Below are 20,059 nucleotides of genomic sequence, written 5' to 3'. Positions count from 1 at the left end.
AGCCATGGGGGACGGTGGCCGCGACGGTACGTCGGGCGGTCGCCGCCCGCCAGGTGGCCTGCTCAGGCCGCCACCGGCGCGCGGCGACGGCGGGCCAGGACCAGCCCGGCGCCCAGGCCGGCCACCACCACGACCAGCCCGCCGAGGATGAGGCCCCACGGCGCCCCGAGGTGCTCGGACACCCAGCCGATGAGCGGCGCCCCGAGCGGCGTGCCGCCCATGAAGCACATGAAGTACAGCGCCATCACCCGCCCGCGCATCTGCGGGTCGGCGCCCAGCTGCACGAAGCTGTTGTTGGCCACGCTGAACACCAGCGCGGCCGCGCCGGCGGGGACCAGCAGGACGGCGAAGGCCGCGTACCCGGGCGCCAGCCCGCAGGCGACGGTCAGCAGCCCGAAGACGACGGCGGACCCGACGAGGAAGCGCTGCCGCGGCCGGACGCTGCGCCGGGTGGACAGGAACGCGCCGGTGAGCGAGCCGACCGCGAACGTCGTCGACAGCAGCCCGAAGGCCTCGGCGCCCAGGTGGAAGAGCTCGCGGGCCATGAGCGCGATGGTGACCTGGTAGTTGAACCCGAAGGTGCCGATGACGAAGGCCAGCACCATCGCCAGCACCAGGTCCGGGTGCGACCAGGTGTAGGCCAGTCCCGCCCGCAGCTGGCCGCGGCCGCGCGCCACCGGCGCGCTGCGCCGCAGCTCCCCCGGCCGCATGAGCGACAGCGCCCCGATGGTGACGACGAAGCTCGCCGCGTTGACGAAGAAGGCCGGCGCGGTGTCGCCGCCGGAGGCGCCGATGAGCAGCCCGGCCAGCGACGGGCCGACCAGCCGGGCGCCGTTGAAGATCGTCGAGTTCAGCCCGACGGCGTTGGCGAGCAGGTCGCCGCCGACCATCTCCGAGACGAAGGCCTGGCGCACCGGCGCGTCGATCGCGGTGACCGACCCCAGGGCCCCGGCCAGGACGAACACGTGCCACAGCGCGATGGCGCCGGTGGCCACCAGGGTGCCGAGGAGCAGGGCGAGCAGGCCCATGAGCACCTGGGTGACGACGAGGACGCGCCGCTTGTCGTAGCGGTCGGCGAGCACCCCGCCGTACATGCTCAGCAGCAGGGTCGGGCCGAACTGCAGCGCGGTGACCAGGCCGATGGCCACGCCGCTGTCACCGGAGAGCTGCAGCACCAGCCAGTCCTGGCCGATGCGCTGCATCCACGTGCCGGTCAGGCTGACCAGGTTGGCCGAGGCGTAGAGCCGGAAGTTGTGCACCCGCAGCGAGCGGAAGGACCCCCGGCCGGCGGACGGCGCGGGCGCGGTCGTGCCGGGACTCGTCCCGGGGGTGGTCTCAGCGGCCGTCGGGGTCACCCACCGACGAGTTCCTCCATGATCGCCGCGGCCTCCCGCAGGGTCGCCCGCTGCTCGGGGCGCAGCCGGTGCAGCTGCCCCGACAGCCAGGCCTCGCGGGCCCGCGCCTCCTCTCTGAGCAGGCTCTCCGCGGCCGGCGTCAGGGCGATGACCACCTGACGGCCGTCGGTCGGGTGCGGGTCGCGCGTGACCAGGCCCATCCGCTCGAGCGCGATGACGACGCGGGTCATCGACGGCGGCTGCACCCGTTCGTGGGCCGCGAGCTCCCCCGGGCTCATCGCGCCGTGCCGCTGCAGCGTCGAGAGCGCGGCCAGGTGGGTGAGGGTGACCGTGGTGTCGACCCGCTGGTTGCGCAGCCTCCGGCTGAACCGCATGACGGCCAGGCGCAGGTCGTGGGCGAGCGCCGCTGAGTCCAGCGTGGACCGGGTCACGGCCCCGACCCTACCGCGACCCTTAGCCGGGCTCAGAACAGCTGCTGGAGCGGGTCCAGGGCGAAGTAGACGACGAAGGCGACCGCGATCACCCACATCAGCGGGTGCACCTCGCGCCGGCGGCCGACCGCCGTCCGCAGCAGGACGTAGCTGACCACGCCGGCGCCGATGCCGTTGGTGATCGAGTAGGTGAACGGCATGAGCGCGATGGTGAGGAACGCCGGGATGACGAGGGACATGTCGTCCCACTCGAGGGTGCGGATCTGGCTGATCATCAGCGCGCCGACCACCACCAGCGCCGGCGCCGCCGCCTCCGAGGGCACGATCTGCACCAGCGGGGTGAAGAACATCGCCAGCAGGAACAGCACACCGGTGACGACGCTGGCCAGGCCGGTGCGGGCGCCGTCGGCCACGCCGGCCGCGCTCTCGATGTAGGTCGTGCTCGACGAGACGCTCGCCGCGCCACCCGCGGCGGCGGCCACCGAGTCGACCAGCAGCACCGGCTGGGAGCCGGGCAGGTTGCGGCGCTCGTCGAGCAGGTCGCCCTCGGCGCCGACGGCGGTGACCGTGCCCACCGTGTCGAAGAAGTCGGCGATCATGATGGAGAAGACGATCAGCAGCGCGGCCACGACGCCGATCCGCTCGAACCCGCCGAAGAGCGAGAACCTCCCGACCAGCGAGAGGTCCGGGGCGCTGACGACGTCGCCGGGCAGGCCGGGCACCTGCAGCGCCCACCCGCGCGGGTCGACCTCGGTGCCGTCGGCGCCGGTGCGCGGCCCGACCGAGGCGATCGCCTCCACCACGATCGCCAGCACGGTCGAGACGACGATGCCGATGAGCAGCGCCCCCCGCACCCGGCGGACGACGAGGACGGCGGTCAGCAGCAGCCCGACGACGAAGACCAGCAGCGGCCACCCGGCCAGCTGGCCACCCACGCCGAAGGTGATCAGCGGGTTCCCGGGGCGGATGACGCCGGCGTCGGCCAGGCCGATGATCGTGAGGAAGAAGCCGATGCCGACCGCGATCGCCGTCTTCAGCTGCGGGGGGATGGCCTCGAACACCGCCCGCCGGAACCCGGTGAGCACCAGCACGGTGATCAGCAGGCCCTCGAGCACGATCAGGCCCATGACCTCCGGCCAGGCCAGCTGGGTCGCGGCGAAGACGGCGACGATGGCGTTGATGCCCAGGCCCGTGGCCAGCGCGAACGGGTAGCGGCCGACGACCCCCATGAGGATGGTCAGGGCCCCGGCGACCAGCGCGGTGACCGCGGCGACGGCGCCGAAGGGCAGGCTCGCCCCGGTGATGTCCGCGCCGGACAGGATGATCGGGTTGAGCACCACGATGTAGGCCATCGTGAAGAAGGTGGTCACCCCGCCGCGCACCTCGCGGCCGACGGTGCTGCGCCGCGCGCTGATGGAGAAGTACCGGTCCAGGCCGTTGCGCGGCCTGATCCTCGGGCCCTCGCTGCGACGGGGACGCGGCGACCCGGCCGTGACGTCGGCGGGGGTGTCGCCGGTGCGGCCGGCCGCGCGGACGCCACCGGCCGCGCCGGCGCCACCGGAGGGGCGGGACTTCTCGGGCATGGGGGCTCCTGCTGACCTCGGCTGCCGGGCGGTGAGCGGCGACAGCGTGCCACACGCCGGTCGTGGCCCTGCGCGCGTCACCGGCCCGGGCGCATAGGGTCGGTCCGTGCCCGCCCCCGCCAAGCCGGCCCCTCCACCGCTGCGCGTCGACACCGTCCGCGTCGTGCTCGTCGGGACCGGGCTGTGGGCCGTCGCGCTCGTCGTCCTGCTGCTGCTCGGGGACCGGGTGGACCGGACGTGGACCTGGACCTGCGTGGCCGGGATCGTCCTCGCCGTGCTGGGACTGGCCCTGATGCGCTGGCAGAAGGAGGGCGGCCGCTAGAGGACGTCGAAGTCCGCGGTGTCGTAGCGGGCCGACGTCACGACCTCGGCGGGCTCGCCGACGGCGAGGGTCGCCTGGCTGTGCGCGCCGCAGCCGTAGTCGACGGCGACGACGCGGCCGTCCGCCGGGGAGTACTCGTTGCCGCAGGCGCCGAGCAGGCCGCGCAGCGAGCCGGCCAGCGGCAGGAAGAAGCCGCACGCGCCGCACGGGCCGGGCGCCTGGCGGGCCATCGGCGCGCGCGGGCCGAACTCACCGGCCAGCCAGCGCGCGGCCGCGGTGCTGCGCCCCTCGCGTGACATCACCCGCTCGCGGCCCAGCCCGAGCTCGGTGGCCAGCGCCTGCACCTCCGGGTCGGCCGCGGCGTCGTCGGCGGCGGTGTAGGACGGCACCAGGCGGGGGTCGTCCTCGGTGGCGGGCAGGACGTCGCCGACGGACAGGTCGCCGGGGCGCAGCCGCTCGTGCCAGGGCACCCAGGCCGGGGCCAGCAGCGCGGCGTCGCCGGGCAGCAGCACGACCTCGTCGACGGTGACCTCGTCGGCGTCCGGGACGCGGGCGAGGGTGACCGCCCAGTGCCACCCGACGTAGCCGGGCTGGCGGCTGGCGAAGGAGTGGGTGAGGACCTGGCCGAGCGCGCCGGCCGGCACGCCCTCGGCGGGGTCGCCGAGGGGCTCGGGGGTGGCGCCCAGGTGCTCGCCGACGAGGGCGGGGTCACCGGCGGTCTCCTCGGCCGCTGCGCGGGCCAGGTCGACCGCCGCGGTCAGCACGTCGCGGTCGGCGGGGTCGGGGTGCACGCCGCCATTGTCGCCGATGCCCGCTCCCGTGCCGAGGTCCCGGGGTCCCCCACCGCCTCCGTGACCCCCGTCGCGGTCCCGGCCCCTGCTCAGGGAGGTGCGGCACCATGGGGCCCGTGCCGTCCTCGCGTCCGCCCGGGCCCTCCCGGGGAGTGCTGCGCCGCCGCCCCGCGCCGGCGCCGTCGGACCGCCTCTCCCCCGACCACGTCTCCCCCGACCGTGTGGACACCACCCCGCTGGAGCTGCCCACCGCCGAGCCGGGGCCCGGCACCCGGCCGATGGCCGCGGCTCCCCCGGCCCCGCCGCCGCACCCGCCGCACCAGGAGCCGCCCGCGCACCCGGCGCCCAGGACGACGGTCACCCGGGTCGCCGTCGCGCGCACCCGCGAGCTCACCGGCGCCGCCGTCGCCCGCGTGCGGGCGGCCGGCCGGGCCGACGGGGCCGCGGAGAGCGGCCTGACCCACCTGCTGTGGGTCAACGCCCTGCACATGGCCGGGGACGCGATGATCGCCGTCTCCCTGGCCGGCACCCTGTTCTTCACCGCCACCACCGACGCCCAGCGCGGCAACGTGGCGCTCTACCTGCTGGTCACGATGGCGCCGTTCGCGGTGCTGGCGCCGGTCCTCGGCCCGCTGCTCGACCGGCTGCAGCGCGGCCGGCGGTGGGCGCTGGCCGCCGCCTCGCTCGGCCGGGCGGCCCTGGCGCTGGTGATGGCCGCCCATGTCGGCGACGTCGTCCTCTACCCGGCCGCGCTCGGCGTCCTCGTGCTGTCCAAGGCGCACACCGTGCTGCGCGCCGCGGTGGTCCCGCGGGTGCTGCCGCGTGCCATGTCGCTGACCTCCGCCAACGCCCGCCTGTCGGTGTTCGGGCTGGTCACCGCGGCGGTCGCCGGCGGCGTCGGCGCCGGGCTGGCCGCGCTGGCCGGGTTCGGGCCCCTGCTGTGGGTCACCGCCGCCGTCTTCGCCGCCACCGGGGTCATGGCCGTCCGGCTCCCCCGGCACGTCGACGTCCCCACCGGCGAGCTGCCGGCCGACGTGCTCGGCACGGTCCCGCTGCCGCGGTCGGGCCGCCGGCGCCGCCTGGTCGACCCGCACGTCGTCCTGGCGCTGCGGGCCAACGCGGCCCTGCGCGGGCTCGGCGGGTTCCTGACGATCTTCTCGGCGTTCCTCGTGCAGGCCACCGTCGCCGACGGCTGGGAGGCCACGCTGGCCCTCGGCGCGATCGCCGGGGCGGCGGGGGCCGGCAGCATCCTGGGCACCGGCATCGGCTCGCGGCTGCACGCCGCCGATCCCGACCGGGTGGTCGTCTGGTCGGCCGGGGCCGCCGCGGCGGTCACCGTGCTGGCGGCGGTGTTCTTCGGCCTGGCGACGGCGGCCGCGGTCGCCGGTGTCGCGGCGGTCGCCAACGCGCTGGGCAAGGTGGCCCTCGACGCCATCATCCAGCGCGAGGTGCCCGAGGGGCTGCGCGCGTCGGCGTTCGCCCGCTCCGAGACGGCGCTGCAGCTGGCCTGGGTCGTCGGCGGGGCTCTCGGCATCACGCTGCCGCCGGTCGGCTGGCTGGGCTTCACCGTCGCCGCCGCGCTGCTCGTGCTCGCCGTCGGCCTCGCGCTCTGGACGCCCCGCCGGCGGCGCTGGGCGCCGGTCGACCCGGCGGCCCCGACCGTGCCCGACGCCGTGCGCGTGGCCGACCCGCCCACCGTCCCGGAGGGCCGGCCGTGAGGACGAGGCGCACCGGCGCCCTGCTGGCCGGCGTGCTGACGGCGGCGCTGGCCGGCTGCGGCGGGTCGGCCGCGTCGTCCGGGCCGCCGGAGGTGACGGTGACGGCCGGGCCGCAGGAGGTCGCCGCCCGGCCCACCCAGTACTGCGGCGACGGCGAGGGCCAGCGCTACGAGGTCGAGCCCCCGGTGGTCGAGGTCTCCCCCGACACCGCGATCGTCCTCACCGTGCCGCAGGAGGTCGCCGACAACGGCTGGGGCGTGCAGGTCTACGACCAGGGGCTCGAGGAGCGGCTCGGCGAGGTCGACGTCGAGGACGGGCAGGCCCGGTTCGACGGGATCAACAGCTCCGACGTCGTCCCGCCGGCCTTCTACCTGGTGGTGGTCGAGGACGAGCACGACGACTGCGTGCTCTCCGGCGCCTGGCCGATCGGCTTCCTGCGGGCCGGCGGCGACCTCGGCCCGACACCGACCCCGACACCGACGCCGGCCCCGTCACCGGCCCCGGTCACCCCGGCCGGCTGAGCCCCTCAGGCCTCGAGGTCGGCCGCCACCGCCCGCAGCACCGCCGCGACCTTGCGCGACTCGGCGCGGTCGGGGTGCCGGCCCCGGTGCAGCGTGTTCGAGACGTCGTCCAGCAGCCGGATGAGGTCCTCGATGATGGGGACCAGCTCGTCGGGCTTCTTGCGGTGCTGCGCGGCGACCTTGGCCGCCACCGACGGCAGCGGGTCCAGGACGCGCACCTGCAGCGCCTGGTCACCGCGGCGGCCGGCCACGATGCCGAACTCCACCCGCTGACCCGGCTTGAGCTCGGTGGTGCCCGACGGCAGGGCGTCCTTGTGCACGAAGACGTCGGGGCCGTCCTCGCGCGAGAGGAAGCCGAAGCCCTTCTCGGGGTTGAACCACTTGACCTTGCCGCTGGGCACGTTGATCCCTCAGTCGTCGTCCGTGGGTGGCCCCGGCGCTGGGCCAGGGGACGGGTGCGGCAGCCTCGGCCGCTGTCCGGGCCCAGGTTAGTCACCGCCGGGATCCCGGTGGAGCGCTTTCGGGGAGGATCGGTCCCGTGAGCGACCGGCCCGGGCACCCGGACTACCGGTTCACCCTCGCCAACGAGCGGACCCTGCTCGCCTGGCTGCGCACCGGCCTGGCGCTGGTCGCCGGCGGGGTGGCGGTGGCCTCCTACGTGCCGCGGCTGGGCGTCCCCTGGGGCGGCGGCGCGGTGGGCCTGGCGCTCGTGGCGACCGGCCTGGGGACCGCGCTGGCCGGTCACGCCCGGTGGCGGCGCAACGAGCGGGCGATCGCCGCCGACCGGCCGCTGCCCGCCGCCCGGACGGTGACCGGGCTGGTGGCGGCGCTCACCGTGGTCGTGCTGCTGGTGGCCGTGCTGCTCGTCCTCGACGTGACCGGCCGGTGAGGGGGGCCGATCGGTGAGCGGAGCCGGCCGGTGAGCGGGGCCGAGACCCAGCCGGAGCGCACCGCGCTGTCCTGGCAGCGCACCGGCCTGGGACTGCTGGGCGTGGCCGCGCTGCTGGCCCACCGGGCGGCGCTGTCGGGCCGGGTGCTGCCACTCGCGCTGGCGGCCGTCGTGGCGCTGGCCGGGCTGGCCGTCCTCGGCCTGCTCGCACCGCAGCGGGCCCGCGCGCTGACCCGCGCGCTGACCTGCGCGCCGGCGGCGGCACCGCGCGCGGCCGCGCTGGCCACCGCGGCCGTGGTGCTCACCGCCGCGGCCGCCGCGGCGGTGGTGGTGGTCAGTCGCTGACCGGCGGCTCGACGACGCCGAGGCGGCCGAGCAGGTCGAGGAAGACGACGGCGAAGTCGTTGTCGGTGACCTCGCGCCGGACGGTGGCCCAGTCGACCTGCTCGCGCAGCGCCCGCGCCACCGGCAGCAGCCGGGAGAAGTCGCAGTAGTGCTCGTCGAGCGCCATGAGCTTGGTGGTCAGGATGTCGGTGGCCGCGAGGACGGGCATGTGCACCGACAGCACCGGCTTGACCTCGGCGCGCTCGATGAGGTCGCTCTCCACCGGGTGGCCGCAGGTGCGCCACAGCACGTCGACGAACGAGCTGCCCTGGACGACCTTGGTCAGCCAGTCCTCGGCCGGGTCCTCGACCTGCAGGCCGGCGTCGTGGAGGACCTTGACCGCCCGCTCGGCCTCGGCGGAGGGGACGAGGAAGTCGGCGTCGTGGTCGGGCTCGGGGGCGCCGCGCACCCACGCGGCGTACCCCCCGCACAGGGCGAACGGGACGCCGCCCTCCTTGAGGGCCACGGCGGTGCGCTTGAGCAGGTCGCGGATCTCGTCGCGGTCGTCGGGCATCACGCTCCGGCTGCTACCCGCGACCGGGCGCGCCACGCACGCGTGGGGACGGGCCGGCCGGGGCACGCAGCACGGCGTGCGCATCGCCACCTTCAACATCCTGCACGGGCGTTCGACGGTCGACGACCGGGTCGACGTCGACCGGCTGGCCGCCGCGGTGAAGACCCTGGACGCCGACGTCCTGGGGCTGCAGGAGGTCGACCGCGACCAGCCCCGCTCGATGAACGCCGACCTCACCGCGGTGGCCGCCGAGGCGATGGGCGCCGTCGACTCGCAGTTCGTCGCCGCGCTGGCGGGCACGCCCGGCGGCACCTGGATGGCCGCCACCGGTGACGAGCAGCCGGGCTCGGCCAGCTACGGCATCGCGCTGCTGTCGCGGTTCCCGGTCGTGTCCTGGCGGGTGGTGCGGCTCCCGGCGCTGAACCGGCGCGTGCCGGTGTGGTTCCGCGGCGCCCGGGCGCCCAAGCTGGTCGGCGACGAGCCGCGGGTGGCCGTGGCCGCCGTCCTCGACGGGCCGCACGGCCAGTTCACCGTCGCGGCCACCCACCTGTCGTTCATCCCCGGCTGGAACTCCCTCCAGCTGCGCCGGCTGGTGCGCGCGCTGACCGGCACCCGCGAGCCGCTGGTGCTCCTCGGCGACCTCAACATGGAGCCGCGGCAGGCCACCCGGGTCAGCGGGCTGCGGCCCCTGGCCGCGGGCGCCACCTTCCCCGCGCACGCGCCGACCCGGCAGCTCGACCACGTGCTGGCCCGCGGCCGGCTGGTGGCGACCGGGCAGGCCGAGGCGCCCCGGCTGCCGCTGTCGGACCACCGCGCGCTCGTGGTGCCCTGCGGCCCTGCCTGAGGGGGAGGCCGCCCTCAGGCGTTGCGGACGGCGGCGGCCGACTGCAGGCCCAGCTCCTCGATCGAGACCTCCCGCATCTCGACCTTGCGCACCTTGCCGGTGACCGTCATCGGGAACCCGTCGACGATCTTGACGTAGCGCGGGACCTTGTAGTGGGCGAGCTTGCCGGCGCAGAACTCCCGCAGCGCCTCGGCGGTGAGCGGCTCGGCGCCCTCGCGCAGCCGCACCCAGACCATGAGCTCCTCGCCGAACCGCTCGTCGGGGACGCCGATGACCTGCGCGTCGACGACGTCGGGGTGGGTGTAGAGGAACTCCTCGACCTCGCGCGGGTACACGTTCTCCCCGCCGCGGATCACCATGTCCTTGATCCGGCCGACGATGTTGAGGTAGCCCTCGCCGTCCATCACCGCGAGGTCGCCGGTGTGCATCCACCGGGCGGCGTCGATGACCTCGGCGGTCTTGTCCGGCTGCTGCCAGTACCCGAGCATCACCGAGTAGCCGCGGGTGCAGAACTCCCCCGGGGTGCCGCGGGGCACGGTGCGGCCGGTCTCGGGGTCGACCACCTTGACCTCCAGGTGCGGGTGCACCCGCCCGACGGTGGAGGTGCGGCGGTCGAGGTCGTCGTCGGCACCGGTCTGGGTGGAGACCGGGGAGGTCTCGGTCATGCCGTAGCAGATGGTCACCTCGGTCATGCCCATCTCGGCGACCACCCGCTTCATCACCTCCACCGGGCACGGCGAGCCGGCCATGATCCCGGTGCGCAGGCTCGAGAGGTCGTAGGTGCCGAAGTCGGGCAGCGCGAGCTCGGCGATGAACATCGTGGGGACGCCGTAGAGGGAGGTGCACCGCTCGTCCTGCACCGCCTGCAGGGTGGCGGCGGGGTCGAACGCGGGCGCGGGGATGACCATCGTGGCGCCGTGGCTGGTGGCGCCGAGGTTGCCCATCCCCATGCCGAAGCAGTGGTAGTAGGGCACCGGGATGCAGACCCGGTCGGCCTCGGTGTAGCCGCAGCCCTCGCCCACGAAGAAGCCGTTGTTGAGCAGGTTGTGGTGGCTGAGCGTGGCGCCCTTGGGGAAGCCGGTGGTGCCCGACGTGTACTGGATGTTGATCGGGTCGTCGGCCGAGAGCTCGCCTGCCCGCTCGGCCAGCAGGCCCCGGTCGGCGGCCCGGCCGGTCGCCATCAGCCGCTCCCACTCCGGGTCGCCCAGGAACACGACCTCGCGCAGCTCGGGGCACTGCCCGCGGACCTCGGCCACCATCGCCCGGTAGTCGCTGGTCCTGAAGGCCGTCGCGGCCACCAGCACCGAGATCCCGGCCTGCTGCAGCACGTAGGCCAGCTCGTGCGTGCGGTAGGCGGGGTTGATGTTGACCAGGACGGCGCCGAGCTTCGCGGTGCCGTACTGGACGAAGACCCACTCGGCGCAGTTGGGCGCCCAGATGCCGACCCGGTCGCCCTTCTGCACACCGAGGGCGTCCAGGCCGAGGGCGCAGGCGTCGACGTCGGCGACCAGCTCCGGATAGGTCCAGCGGCGACCGGTCGCGCACTCGACGAGCGCCTCGTGGTCACCCACCCGCGCCGCCGTCCGGTCCAGGTCCGCACCGATCGTGTCCCCGAGGAGGGGGACGGTCGAGGTGCCGCTCGCGTAGGACGGCAGCGCGGGCGCGCTCATCGCCGGCGGTTCTCGGGGAGCTGGACACCTGCCCGGTTGGGCTTGTCGGTGGGGTGCGCGTAGCGCAGCCGCTCGGGCGGCAGCGGGAAGCTGTGGTCCTCACCGAAGGGCGAGAGCCCGCCGGCCAGCTCGCTGACCAGCTCGGTCACCGGCGGCCCCTCGTTCTCCGACTGCCCCCAGGTGGGTTCCACCAGGTGGGCGTGCTTCTCCTTGCGCTTGGCCATCTCGCCTCCGTGCCTCGGGCGCACCCCTGGTGCGCGTCGACGCCATTCTCGCGTGCCCCGTGTCCTACCCGCACCAGCCGCGCCCGCATCACCCCCGTTCGCGGGGACCGCGGCGGGACCGGCCGGCGGTGCGGGCGCCGTAGAGGGTGGGCAGGCCCTCGGCGGTGAGCACCCACCGTCCCCCGCCGACCGGCGCCGCGCGCACCTCGCCGCCGTCGAGGCCCTGCACCTGGCGGGTGCGCCACACCGAGGTGCTGACCAGCCGCAGCCGCACCGGCTCGTCGTCGGGGTCCCACTCGTCGTAGCCCTCGGGCTCGAAGGCCACGATCGCCGGGCCGGCGATGCGCAGCAGCCCGCGCTGCCACGGGACGGCCGACAGCCCCCGCCGCCAGCGCAGCGCCCGCAGCAGCCCCCCGAGGCCGGCGACCGCGGCGACGAAGCCGCCGACGACCAGGACGACGACGACCATGCCGACGAGCGGCAAGGGGCGGCCGCGGTCCTGCGCGACGCTGACGGCGACCGCGCCGAGCAGCACGGCCAGGACGACGGCGATGACCCCACCGGCCAGCCAGCGCAGCGCCCCGGCGCGGTAGCCCTCCAGCGCGGCCCGGGTGTGCGGGTCGTCGGCGGCCGGCTGCACGCCGCCATGCTGGCAGGCCCCCGGGACGGCGGCGGCAGCCCGGCCCGCCGCGTCGTAGCGTTGACCGGATGCCTGCCGACCGCCCCGCCACGCTCGCCGCGTGGCTGCGCACCCGCAGCGACGCCCAGCTCGCGGCGCTGCTCGCCGCCCGGCCCGACGTGGCCCGGCCCGCGCCCTCGGACGTCGTCGCGCTGGCCAGCCGGCTGGCCGTCCCCGTGTCGGTGGACCGGGCGCTCGACGAGCTCGACGCGGCCACCCTGCAGGTGCTCGACGTCGTGCTGCTGGCCCCCACCGACGGCATCGACGGCGGGGACGTCGCCGCGGCGCTGCCCGGCCTGCCGGAGGTCGCCGTCGCCGCCGCGGTCGGGCAGCTGACCACCCGGGCGCTGCTGTGGGGCGACGACGTCCTGCACGCCCCCGACCAGGTGCGCCGCGCCGTCCGGTACCCGGCCGGGCTGGGCCGCCGCGCCGCCGAGCTGCGGGTGACCCTGCCCGCCGACCTGCCCGCGGCCGTCGGCGCGCTGGAGCACCCCGAGCGGGAGGTCCTCGAGCGGCTGGCCGGCGACCGTCCGGTGGGCCACCTGCCCGAGACCGGCGGCGGCGCGGCCTCGCCCGCGCGGCGGCTGCTGCAGGCCGGGCTGCTCGCGCGCATCGACGCGCTCAACGTCGAGCTGCCCCGCGAGGTCGGGCTGCTGCTGCGCGGCGAGGCGCCCTACGGCCCGCCCCGGCTGCGGCCCGAGCCGGACGTGGTCGAGCGGGACCCGGCCACCGTCGACCGGCAGGCCGCCGGCGCCGCGCTGGAGGTCGTCGGGCGGGTCGGCGAGCTGCTCGCCGAGCTCGAGGAGGAGCCGGCCGGGCTGCTGCGCAGCGGCGGGGTCTCCGTCCGCGACCGCAAGCGGCTGGCCCGGGCGCTGTCGGTGTCGGAGGCCGACGCCGGCTGGCTGCTGGAGCTGGCCTTCGCCGCCGGCCTGCTCGACGTCGGCGGCCCGCACCGCGACGAGTGGCTGCCCACCCGCGGCTACGACCTGTGGCGGGAGCAGCCGCTGCCCGACCGCTGGGCGGCCCTGGCGGCCGGCTGGCTGGAGAGCACCCGGCTGCCCTCGCTGGTGGGGCAGCGCGACGTCGCCGGCAAGGCGGTGAACGCCCTCTCCCCCGACCTGGTGCGGCACACCGCCCCGGCCGTCCGCCGCTCGGCGCTGACCGTGCTGCTCGATCCCCCACCCGGCCGCGGCCTGGCCCCCGACGACCTGGTCACCCTGCTGCGCTGGCGCACCCCGCGGCGGGCCGACCGGCTCGCACCGGTGCCCGACGTGCTCGCCGAGGCCGCGCGGATCGGCGTCCTGGTGGGCGGGGTGCTGTCCTCGGGCGGCCGCGGGCTGCTCACCCGCGGTGAGGAGGGCGCCGCCGACGGCGTGCAGGGGCTGCTGCCGGAGCCGGTCGACCACGTGCTCGCCCAGCCCGACCTGACGCTGGTGGCACCCGGTCCGCTGGTCGCCGGGCTCGCCGACACGCTCTCGGTCGTGGCCGACGTCGAGTCCTCCGGCGGCGCGACGGTGTTCCGGGTGTCGGAGTCCTCGGTCCGGCGGGCGCTGGACGCCGGGTGGTCGGCCACCGACCTGCACGAGTTCTTCGGCCGCGCCTCGCGGACGCCGGTGCCGCAGGCGCTGGACTACCTGGTCGACGACGTCGCCCGCCAGCACGGCCGGCTGCGGGTGGGCGCCATCGAGTGCTACGTCCGCTCCGACGACCACGGGCTGCTCTCGCAGGTGCTCAGGGACCGGCGGACGGCGTCGGCCGAGCTGCGCCGGCTGGCCCCGGGCGTGCTGGTCAGCGGGCTGGGCGCCGACGAGGTGCTCACCGTGCTGCGGCAGGCGGGGTACGCGCCGGCCGGGGAGTCGCCGGGCGGCGCCGTCCTCACCCGGCCGCCGGCCCGGCCCCGTGCGGCCGGACGGCGTCCCGGCCCCCCGCCGTCGGCGGCCGGGCGCCCGCTCACGCCGGCCGAGGCCGACGCCACCGTGCGCGAGATCCGGGCCGGAGACGCCGCGCTGGCCGCCCGCCCGGCGGCGCCGGTGCGGCAGGTCCCGGGCGTGACCACCGCGGGGACGCTCGAGGTGCTGTCGCGCGCCATCCGCGACGGCGTGCCGGTGTGGCTGGGCTACGTCGACGCGCAGGGCAGCGGCAGCCAGCGCATCGTGCAGCCGGTGTCCCTGGCCGGTGGCTTCCTGCAGGGCTGGGACGAGCGGCGGCGGGAGAACCGCACCTTCGCCGTGCACCGGATCACCTCGGTGGCGCTGGTCGAGGACGACGAGGCGCAGGCCGCGTCGTCCTGACGTCTCGCGCGCGTGAATCGCTTGCACTCCGCAACGGTCGGCGCGAAGCTGCTGCCGCATGGGGACTGACGAGAGCACCGCCGAGCGGCTGGCCACGGCGCTGGGAACGGTGCTGGGGATCGACGACGTGCCCGTCCGGCTGCGGGCCTGGGACGGCTCCGTGGCCGGCCCGCCGGGCGCTCCGGTGGTCACCGTCCGCGACCCGCGGGCGCTGCGGCGCCTGGTCTGGTCACCGGGCCAGGTGGGCCTGGGCCGGGCCTACGTCGTCGGGGAGCTCGACGTGGAGGACGACGTCGTCGCCACCCTGGCGGCGCTGACGACGGCCGGGTGGGCCGCCACCGGCGAGCGCCCGCAGGCCCCGACGGTGCGGCAGCGCGCCGGCCTCCTCGGCACCGCCGCCCGGCTCGGGGCCCTGGGGCCGCCTCCTCCGCGGCCGCCGCAGGAGGTGCGGCTCCGCCGGTCCGCGCGCCGGCACACCCGGACCCGGGACGCCGCCGCCATCGCCCACCACTACGACGTGGGCAACGACTTCTACCGCCTCGTCCTCGGCCCGACGCTGGTCTACTCGTGCGCCGTCTGGGACTCCCCGGGCACCGGCCTGGACGCCGCGCAGGAGGCCAAGCTCGACCTGGTCTGCCGCAAGCTCGCCCTGCGCCCGGGCGTCCGGCTGCTGGACGTCGGCTGCGGCTGGGGCAGCCTGGCGCTGCACGCCGCCCAGCGGTACGGAGCCGACGTCGTCGGGGTGACCATCTCCACCGAGCAGGCGGCGCTGGCCCGCGATCGGGTCGCCGCCGCCGGGCTCGCCGACCGGGTGGAGATCCGGGTCCAGGACTACCGCGACGTCCCCGACGGCCCGTTCGACGCCATCAGCTCGATCGGCATGGCCGAGCACGTCGGCGCGGGCGGGATGCCGGCGTACGTCGCCACCCTGCACGACCTGCTCCGCCCCGGCGGCCGGCTGCTCAACCACGCCATCGCCCAGAACGAGGGGGACCCCCGCTCCCGCCGCACCTTCATCACCCGGTTCGTCTTCCCCGACGGCGAGCTGCTCCGGCTGGGCGACACGGTCGCCGCGCTGGAGGCCGGCGGTCTGGAGGTGCTCGACGTCGAGGCGCTGCGCCGGCACTACGCGCTCACCCTGCGGGCCTGGCTGGAGCGCCTGGAGAAGAACTGGGACGCCGCGGTGGCCGCCAGCGACGAGGGGCGGGCGCGGGTGTGGCGGCTCTACATGGCGGCCAGCTCCCTGGCGTTCGAGACCGGGCGGCTGGGGGTGAACCAGGTCCTGGCCCGGCGTCCCGGCGGTGAGGAGCCGCCGCTGCGCCTGCGCGACTGGCGGTGAGCCCAGGTCACACGCTCAGCGGGAAGGGGCTGTCGGCCCCCGTGGTTACCGTGTCGGAGGCCCCGCGTGGCCGCCGTCCCCTCCCGCCTGCCGAAAGGTCCCCGTGAACGACGGACCCCTCATCGTCCAGTCGGACAAGACGCTGCTGCTCGAGGTCGACCACCCGGCCGCCCGCGAGTGCCGCGCGGCCATCGCGCCGTTCGCCGAGCTCGAGCGCTCCCCCGAGCACGTGCACACCTACCGGGTGACCCCGCTGGCGCTGTGGAACGCGCGCGCCGCCGGGCACGACGCCGAGCAGGTCGTCGACGCGCTGGTCCGCTACTCCCGCTACCCCGTCCCGCACGCGCTGCTGGTCGACGTCGCCGACACGATGGACCGCTTCGGCCGGCTGACCCTGCAGAACGACCCGGTGCACGGGCTGGTGCTGACCACCAGCGACCGCGCGGTGCTCGAGGAGGTCGTCCGCGCCAAGCGGGTCGCCCCGATGCTCGGTGCGCGGATCGACCCCGACACCGTCGTCGTCCACCCCTCCGAGCGCGGCCGGCTCAAGCAGGCGCTGCTCAAGGTCGGCTGGCCGGCCGAGGACCTCGCCGGCTACGTCGACGGGCAGGCGCACCCGATCGAGCTGGCGCAGGAGGGCTGGCACCTGCGCGACTACCAGCAGGAGGCCGTCGAGGGCTTCTGGGCCGGCGGCTCGGGCGTCGTCGTCCTGCCGTGCGGCGCGGGCAAGACGCTGGTCGGTGCCGCGGCGATGGCCGAGGCCAAGGCGACCACGCTGATCCTGGTGACCAACACCGTCTCGGGGCGGCAGTGGAAGCGCGAGCTGATCGCGCGGACGTCGCTGACCGAGGAGGAGATCGGCGAGTACTCCGGGGAGCGCAAGGAGATCCGCCCGGTCACCATCGCGACCTACCAGGTGATGACGACCCGCCGGAAGGGCGAGTACCGGCACCTGGACCTCTTCGACGCGCAGGACTGGGGCCTGATCGTCTACGACGAGGTGCACCTGCTGCCCGCGCCGATCTTCCGGCTGACCGCCGACCTGCAGTCGCGCCGGCGGCTCGGGCTGACCGCGACGCTGGTGCGCGAGGACGGGCGCGAGGACGACGTCTTCTCCCTCATCGGGCCCAAGCGCTACGACGCGCCGTGGAAGGACATCGAGTCCCAGGGCTACATCGCGCCGGCCGAGTGCACCGAGGTGCGGGTGGCCCTCGACGACGAGGAGCGGATGACCTACGCGGTCGCCGAGCCCGAGGAGCGGTACCGCATCGCCGCGACGGCGACGTCGAAGCTGCCGGTGATCCGGCGGGTGCTGGAGCGCCACCCCGGCGAGCAGAAGCTGGTGATCGGCGCCTACCTCGACCAGCTCGAGGAGCTCGGCCGGGCGCTCGACGCCCCGGTCATCCAGGGCTCGACGACCAACCGGGAGCGGGAGAAGCTCTTCGACGCCTTCCGGCGCGGCGAGGTCGACACGCTGGTCGTGTCCAAGGTGGCCAACTTCTCCATCGACCTGCCCGAGGCCGCCGTCGCCGTCCAGGTGTCGGGGACGTTCGGGTCGCGGCAGGAGGAGGCCCAGCGGCTGGGCCGGGTGCTGCGGCCGAAGGCCGACGGCCGGCAGGCGCACTTCTACACGGTGGTCAGCCGCGACACCCTCGACGCCGAGTACGCCGCCCACCGGCAGCGCTTCCTCGCCGAGCAGGGCTACGCGTACACGATCGTCGACGCCGCCGACATCGCCGGGCCCGGTGAGGTCAACGGCCCCGACTGGGTGGACGAGCCCGCCGACTGAGGAGGGTCCCGGGCGGTGGCCGACCTCACCGCCCGGGCCGTCCCCCGTGTGCCATGGTGGGGACGGGACCCGGTCGAGGGCCCCCGGACGAGCGGCGCCGTACCCGGACAGCGACAAGACGGCGACCACGGGAGTCCTCGTGTCCTGGTTCGTCCTCGTCCTCTCCGGCGCGCTCGAGGCCGTGTGGGCCACCGCCCTCGGCCGCACGGAGGGGTTCACGCGCCTGGCGCCCACCCTCGTGTTCCTGGTCGGGATCGTCGGCAGCATGCTCGGGCTGGCCTTCGCGATGCGGAGCCTGCCGATCGGGACGGCCTACGCCGTGTGGGTGGGCATCGGTGCCGCGCTGACCGCCGGCTACGCGATGTGGTCCGGCGAGGAGCCGGTGTCAGCGGTGCGGGTCCTGCTGCTGCTGGGCATCGTCGGCTGCGTCATCGGCCTGAAGCTCACGCACTGACCACCCGGTGCCTCACGATGCCGGGGTCACGGCGCGGCGGCTGGCCGTGACCCCGGACGAGGCCTGATCCCGGACGTCTGCGGCCCGTGCACCTCCTCACGGTGCGTGGGCTCGCCGTCAGTACGGCGGCGGCGTCGTGACAGCGGTGAGGCCGGTGGGTGTGGTGACGGTGAGGGTGCCGTCGGGTGCCTGGTGGTGGGTCCAGCCCGGCGCCTGGTGCTTGCCGCGGTGGTGGCGGGTGCAGTAGCCGGTGAGGTTGGCCGCCGAGGTCGGACCGGCCGGCCAGGGGACGGTGTGGTCGAGTTCGCCGCCGCGGGGCACCCGGTTCCGGCAGCCGGGGAAGCGGCAGCGGCGGTCGCGGGCGCGGACGTGCCGGTCGAGGGCGGCGGCGGGCCGGTAGCCGTCGGTGGGGGCGGGGGCGTGCAGGCCGGCGGGGGCGGTGAGCTGGTGATCGCAGGTGCCGGGTCGGCGGCGGCAGGTGGGCGCGCCGCAGTGTGCGGTGCGGCGTAGTTCGGGCAGGTCGGTGAGCGCCAGCAGCGCGCCGGTGAGGGCGTCGACCAGGGCGATGCGGGGCCGGTCGGCCAGGCCGCCGCCGGTGGTGCGGTCGAGCAGCGCGGCCAGTGCGTGGCGGTGGGTGTCGCCGGCGGCGGACAGCGCGCCGAGGGCGTCGGTGGCGGCGGTGACCCGCCCGGCGGGGCTGCGCGCCCAGGCGGCCTCGTCGGCGGCGTCGGCGCGGGCGGCGGTGTGCACCAGGCGGCGGGCGTGCCCGATCGCCTGCTGGGCGGCCAGCAGCGCGGCACCGGCGTGCTCCACGGCGCGGTCGGCGCGCGCCCACCAGCCCTCACCGATAGGCGGCGGGTCGGCGCCGGAGGCGCCTCGATCGGCACCGGAGGGGTCGGCGTGCAGCAGCTGATCAGGCTCCGGGTCGGGCGGTGGGTCGAGGTCCGCGGCGTCGCCGGGGGTCTGCTGGTCTGGTGGTGGGCCGGTGCGGGCCAGCCGGCGCAGCAGTTCCTCCTCGGGCACCGCGTCGTCGGGGTCGGGATCGATCTCGCCGGCCAGGAGGCGGCGTTCGAACTCCTCCGACCAGCGCCGGAAGTCCTCCTCCTCGGCCGCCAGGCTGCGCGCAGCCACGGCTCCGGTGGCGTCGGCAGACGTGGCGTCGGCGGGCGTGGCGTCGGCTGCAGAAGGCTCGGGCGTCGTGGCGGCAGGAGCCGCCGCATCAGGCGCCGCATCAGGCGCTGCGTCGGTGGGTGTGGCGTCGGTGGTGTCGAGTGGCTGGCCGGTGAGGGCGGTCAGCAGGGCGCGGACCACCTCGGCGGGCACCACCTGCCCGTCGATCTCACACGCCGCGTCCCCGCCGAGCAGCGCGGCCACCGGGGCGATCACGGTGAGGACCACCTGCACCGGCGGCAGCCCGGACTCACCCGGCCGCAGCACCAGGTCCAGCAGGCAGTCGGCCATCTTCTGCCCCCGGGAGCGCCCGTCGGCGGGATCGGTGGGCAGCGCGTCGGCGCAGGCGCCCAACGCCGCCACCAGCGCGCACGCCTGCGGGCAGGTCAGCAGCGCGGTCACCACGCTCATCCCGTCGGTGCGGTCGGGGCGGACGTCGATGCCGCGCCGCCGCACCGCGCGGGCCAGCTCATCGGCCGCGGTGCGGGCGTCGCGGGCCAGCACCAGCCGGCGGGCCTTGTCGCCCAGCTGCGCCGGCGTGGTCACCGCCCGCCCGGCCGTCCAGGCCAGCAGGTCGGCCTCGACCGCGGCGCGCAGGCCGTCGTCGCCGATCGGGGCGACCTTGTCCAGCAGCGGCCCCAGCTGCCCGGGGTGCAGCGCCCCGGCCTGCAGCGCGGCCAGGGTGGCCGGGAGCCGGTGCACCAGGGTCAGTGAGCGTTGCAGCAGCGCCTCGGCGGCCTGCTCGCTGATCGCCAGCGCCACCGCCAGCTCCTGGGCCGCCCACTCGCTCACCGGCCGCAGCACCTCGGCCCGCCCCGCCCACCGCTGCGGGCTCATCGCCCCGCGCTCACCCGGCGCCCGGTCGACCGAGGCGGGGCGGGTGGCGGCGAACGCGGCCACCGCCCGGGCCTGCAGCGCGGTCTGCCGGCCGATCTCCCGCCCCGCGGCCTGCACCGCCCCCAGCGGGCCCGACGACAACGCGACCGGCGGCTCGAGCACCGGGGTCCGCACGTCGTCCACGGCACCGACACTACGGGCGACCCCTGACAGAAACCGCGGCCTGAGCAGGGTGAACACGGACGAGGACCCGG

At 76.3% G+C, this 20,059-nt stretch carries 20 protein-coding genes and 1 riboswitch; of the genes, 10 read left to right on the top strand and 10 right to left on the bottom strand.

The genetic code is table 11. The features are described 5' to 3' along the window. Positions 1-62: 62 nt before the first annotated feature. The 3 genes from ACWIZO_RS10595 to ACWIZO_RS10585 are packed head-to-tail and all read right to left on the bottom strand — an operon-like array spanning position 63 to position 3,369. Positions 63-1,355 (bottom strand): MFS transporter, encoded by a 1,293-nt coding sequence (locus ACWIZO_RS10595; RefSeq protein WP_448642418.1) that lies wholly within the window; start codon positions 1,353-1,355, stop codon positions 63-65. Then, positions 1,352-1,786, bottom strand: coding sequence for a MarR family winged helix-turn-helix transcriptional regulator (locus ACWIZO_RS10590; RefSeq protein WP_448642417.1), 435 nt, complete (start codon positions 1,784-1,786; stop codon positions 1,352-1,354). Before ACWIZO_RS10590 ends, ACWIZO_RS10595 begins: the two co-directional genes overlap by 4 nt. Positions 1,787-1,818: 32 nt before the next feature. Further along, positions 1,819-3,369: an NCS2 family permease gene (locus tag ACWIZO_RS10585; RefSeq protein WP_448642416.1), complete on the bottom strand. Its 1,551-nt coding sequence runs from the start codon at positions 3,367-3,369 to the stop codon at positions 1,819-1,821. A gap of 106 nt (positions 3,370-3,475) precedes the next feature. Between ACWIZO_RS10585 and ACWIZO_RS10580 the strand changes: the two genes are divergently transcribed. Continuing rightward, entirely contained in the window at positions 3,476-3,691 is a 216-nt protein-coding gene (locus tag ACWIZO_RS10580) for a DUF2530 domain-containing protein (RefSeq protein WP_448642415.1), read from the top strand. Here ACWIZO_RS10580 and ACWIZO_RS10575 read toward each other — a convergent pair. Further along, entirely contained in the window at positions 3,688-4,482 is a 795-nt protein-coding gene (locus ACWIZO_RS10575) for a DUF3027 domain-containing protein (protein WP_448642414.1), read from the bottom strand. The two genes, ACWIZO_RS10580 and ACWIZO_RS10575, sit on opposite strands and share 4 nt — an antisense overlap. 116 nt (positions 4,483-4,598) lie before the next feature. Between ACWIZO_RS10575 and ACWIZO_RS10570 the strand changes: the two genes are divergently transcribed. Together ACWIZO_RS10570 and ACWIZO_RS10565 are read left to right on the top strand one after the other, a co-directional pair. Then, positions 4,599-6,200 (top strand): MFS transporter, encoded by a 1,602-nt coding sequence (locus ACWIZO_RS10570; RefSeq protein WP_448642413.1) that lies wholly within the window; start codon positions 4,599-4,601, stop codon positions 6,198-6,200. After that, positions 6,197-6,721, top strand: a complete 525-nt coding sequence (locus ACWIZO_RS10565) for a DUF2771 family protein (protein ID WP_448642412.1) — start codon at positions 6,197-6,199, stop codon at positions 6,719-6,721. Before ACWIZO_RS10570 ends, ACWIZO_RS10565 begins: the two co-directional genes overlap by 4 nt. 5 nt (positions 6,722-6,726) lie before the next feature. Here the strand turns inward: ACWIZO_RS10565 and ACWIZO_RS10560 are convergent, their stop codons facing one another. Beyond that, positions 6,727-7,122, bottom strand: coding sequence for a cold-shock protein (locus tag ACWIZO_RS10560; protein ID WP_446758621.1), 396 nt, complete (start codon positions 7,120-7,122; stop codon positions 6,727-6,729). Between the two features lie 137 nt (positions 7,123-7,259). Here ACWIZO_RS10560 and ACWIZO_RS10555 point away from each other — a divergent pair, with 137 nt between their 5' ends. Both ACWIZO_RS10555 and ACWIZO_RS10550 read left to right on the top strand, forming a co-directional pair. Then, the gene (locus tag ACWIZO_RS10555; protein ID WP_448642411.1) at positions 7,260-7,610 is read left to right on the top strand and encodes a YidH family protein; all 351 of its coding nucleotides are present in this window, start codon (positions 7,260-7,262) and stop codon (positions 7,608-7,610) included. Between the two features lie 30 nt (positions 7,611-7,640). Beyond that, positions 7,641-7,955 carry a DUF202 domain-containing protein gene (locus tag ACWIZO_RS10550; RefSeq protein ID WP_448642410.1) on the top strand — a complete coding sequence of 105 codons (315 nt, stop codon included), beginning with the start codon at positions 7,641-7,643 and terminating at the stop codon, positions 7,953-7,955. On the opposite strand, the gene ACWIZO_RS10545 is transcribed toward ACWIZO_RS10550, so the two are convergent. Beyond that, positions 7,945-8,508, bottom strand: coding sequence for a hypothetical protein (locus tag ACWIZO_RS10545; RefSeq protein ID WP_448642409.1), 564 nt, complete (start codon positions 8,506-8,508; stop codon positions 7,945-7,947). The two genes, ACWIZO_RS10550 and ACWIZO_RS10545, sit on opposite strands and share 11 nt — an antisense overlap. A 76-nt stretch (positions 8,509-8,584) precedes the next feature. Here ACWIZO_RS10545 and ACWIZO_RS10540 point away from each other — a divergent pair, with 76 nt between their 5' ends. Continuing rightward, complete coding sequence (locus ACWIZO_RS10540; RefSeq protein WP_448642408.1) at positions 8,585-9,352, top strand: endonuclease/exonuclease/phosphatase family protein; 768 nt, start codon at positions 8,585-8,587, stop codon at positions 9,350-9,352. Between the two features lie 14 nt (positions 9,353-9,366). On the opposite strand, the gene ACWIZO_RS10535 is transcribed toward ACWIZO_RS10540, so the two are convergent. The 3 genes from ACWIZO_RS10535 to ACWIZO_RS10525 form a co-directional block, all read right to left on the bottom strand. Then, positions 9,367-11,022: an AMP-binding protein gene (locus ACWIZO_RS10535; protein WP_448642407.1), complete on the bottom strand. Its 1,656-nt coding sequence runs from the start codon at positions 11,020-11,022 to the stop codon at positions 9,367-9,369. After that, positions 11,019-11,246 carry a hypothetical protein gene (locus ACWIZO_RS10530; RefSeq protein WP_446758616.1) on the bottom strand — a complete coding sequence of 76 codons (228 nt, stop codon included), beginning with the start codon at positions 11,244-11,246 and terminating at the stop codon, positions 11,019-11,021. Before ACWIZO_RS10530 ends, ACWIZO_RS10535 begins: the two co-directional genes overlap by 4 nt. Positions 11,247-11,334: 88 nt before the next feature. Next, positions 11,335-11,886 (bottom strand): hypothetical protein, encoded by a 552-nt coding sequence (locus tag ACWIZO_RS10525; protein WP_448642406.1) that lies wholly within the window; start codon positions 11,884-11,886, stop codon positions 11,335-11,337. A gap of 68 nt (positions 11,887-11,954) precedes the next feature. On the opposite strand from ACWIZO_RS10525, the gene ACWIZO_RS10520 reads away from it, so the two are divergent. From ACWIZO_RS10520 to ACWIZO_RS10505, 4 genes are all read left to right on the top strand, one after another. After that, positions 11,955-14,216, top strand: coding sequence for a helicase-associated domain-containing protein (locus ACWIZO_RS10520; RefSeq protein WP_448642405.1), 2,262 nt, complete (start codon positions 11,955-11,957; stop codon positions 14,214-14,216). 58 nt (positions 14,217-14,274) lie between these two features. Continuing rightward, on the top strand, positions 14,275-15,555 hold the full coding sequence (locus ACWIZO_RS10515) for a class I SAM-dependent methyltransferase (RefSeq protein WP_448642404.1): 1,281 nt from the start codon (positions 14,275-14,277) through the stop codon (positions 15,553-15,555). A gap of 103 nt (positions 15,556-15,658) precedes the next feature. Next, a complete protein-coding gene (locus ACWIZO_RS10510; protein ID WP_448642403.1) occupies positions 15,659-17,344 on the top strand; it encodes a DNA repair helicase XPB in 1,686 nt (561 codons plus the stop codon). 61 nt (positions 17,345-17,405) lie between these two features. Continuing rightward, positions 17,406-17,472, top strand: a riboswitch (guanidine-III (ykkC-III) riboswitch). Positions 17,473-17,483: 11 nt separating this feature from the next. Next, positions 17,484-17,798, top strand: a complete 315-nt coding sequence (locus ACWIZO_RS10505) for a DMT family transporter (RefSeq protein ID WP_448642402.1) — start codon at positions 17,484-17,486, stop codon at positions 17,796-17,798. Between the two features lie 117 nt (positions 17,799-17,915). Here the strand turns inward: ACWIZO_RS10505 and ACWIZO_RS10500 are convergent, their stop codons facing one another. Continuing rightward, positions 17,916-19,988, bottom strand: a complete 2,073-nt coding sequence (locus tag ACWIZO_RS10500) for a DUF222 domain-containing protein (RefSeq protein ID WP_448642401.1) — start codon at positions 19,986-19,988, stop codon at positions 17,916-17,918. Positions 19,989-20,059 lie beyond the last annotated feature (71 nt).

The organism is Geodermatophilus sp. URMC 63 (genome assembly GCF_053502565.1).
The sequence above is the reverse complement of the archived record's forward strand: the minus strand, read 5'-3'. Positions and strand labels throughout refer to the sequence as shown.

What these genes read in the sequence shown, in the direction of transcription:
- ACWIZO_RS10515 (WP_448642404.1), top strand. Translation starts at nt 14,275, where the DNA reads ATGGGGACTGACGAGAGCACCGCCGAGCGGCTGGCCACGGCGCTGGGA.
- ACWIZO_RS10530 (WP_446758616.1), bottom strand. Translation starts at nt 11,246, where the DNA reads ATGGCCAAGCGCAAGGAGAAGCACGCCCACCTGGTGGAACCCACCTGG.
- ACWIZO_RS10585 (WP_448642416.1), bottom strand. Translation starts at nt 3,369, where the DNA reads ATGCCCGAGAAGTCCCGCCCCTCCGGTGGCGCCGGCGCGGCCGGTGGC.
- ACWIZO_RS10545 (WP_448642409.1), bottom strand. Translation starts at nt 8,508, where the DNA reads ATGCCCGACGACCGCGACGAGATCCGCGACCTGCTCAAGCGCACCGCC.
- ACWIZO_RS10535 (WP_448642407.1), bottom strand. Translation starts at nt 11,022, where the DNA reads ATGAGCGCGCCCGCGCTGCCGTCCTACGCGAGCGGCACCTCGACCGTC.
- ACWIZO_RS10520 (WP_448642405.1), top strand. Translation starts at nt 11,955, where the DNA reads ATGCCTGCCGACCGCCCCGCCACGCTCGCCGCGTGGCTGCGCACCCGC.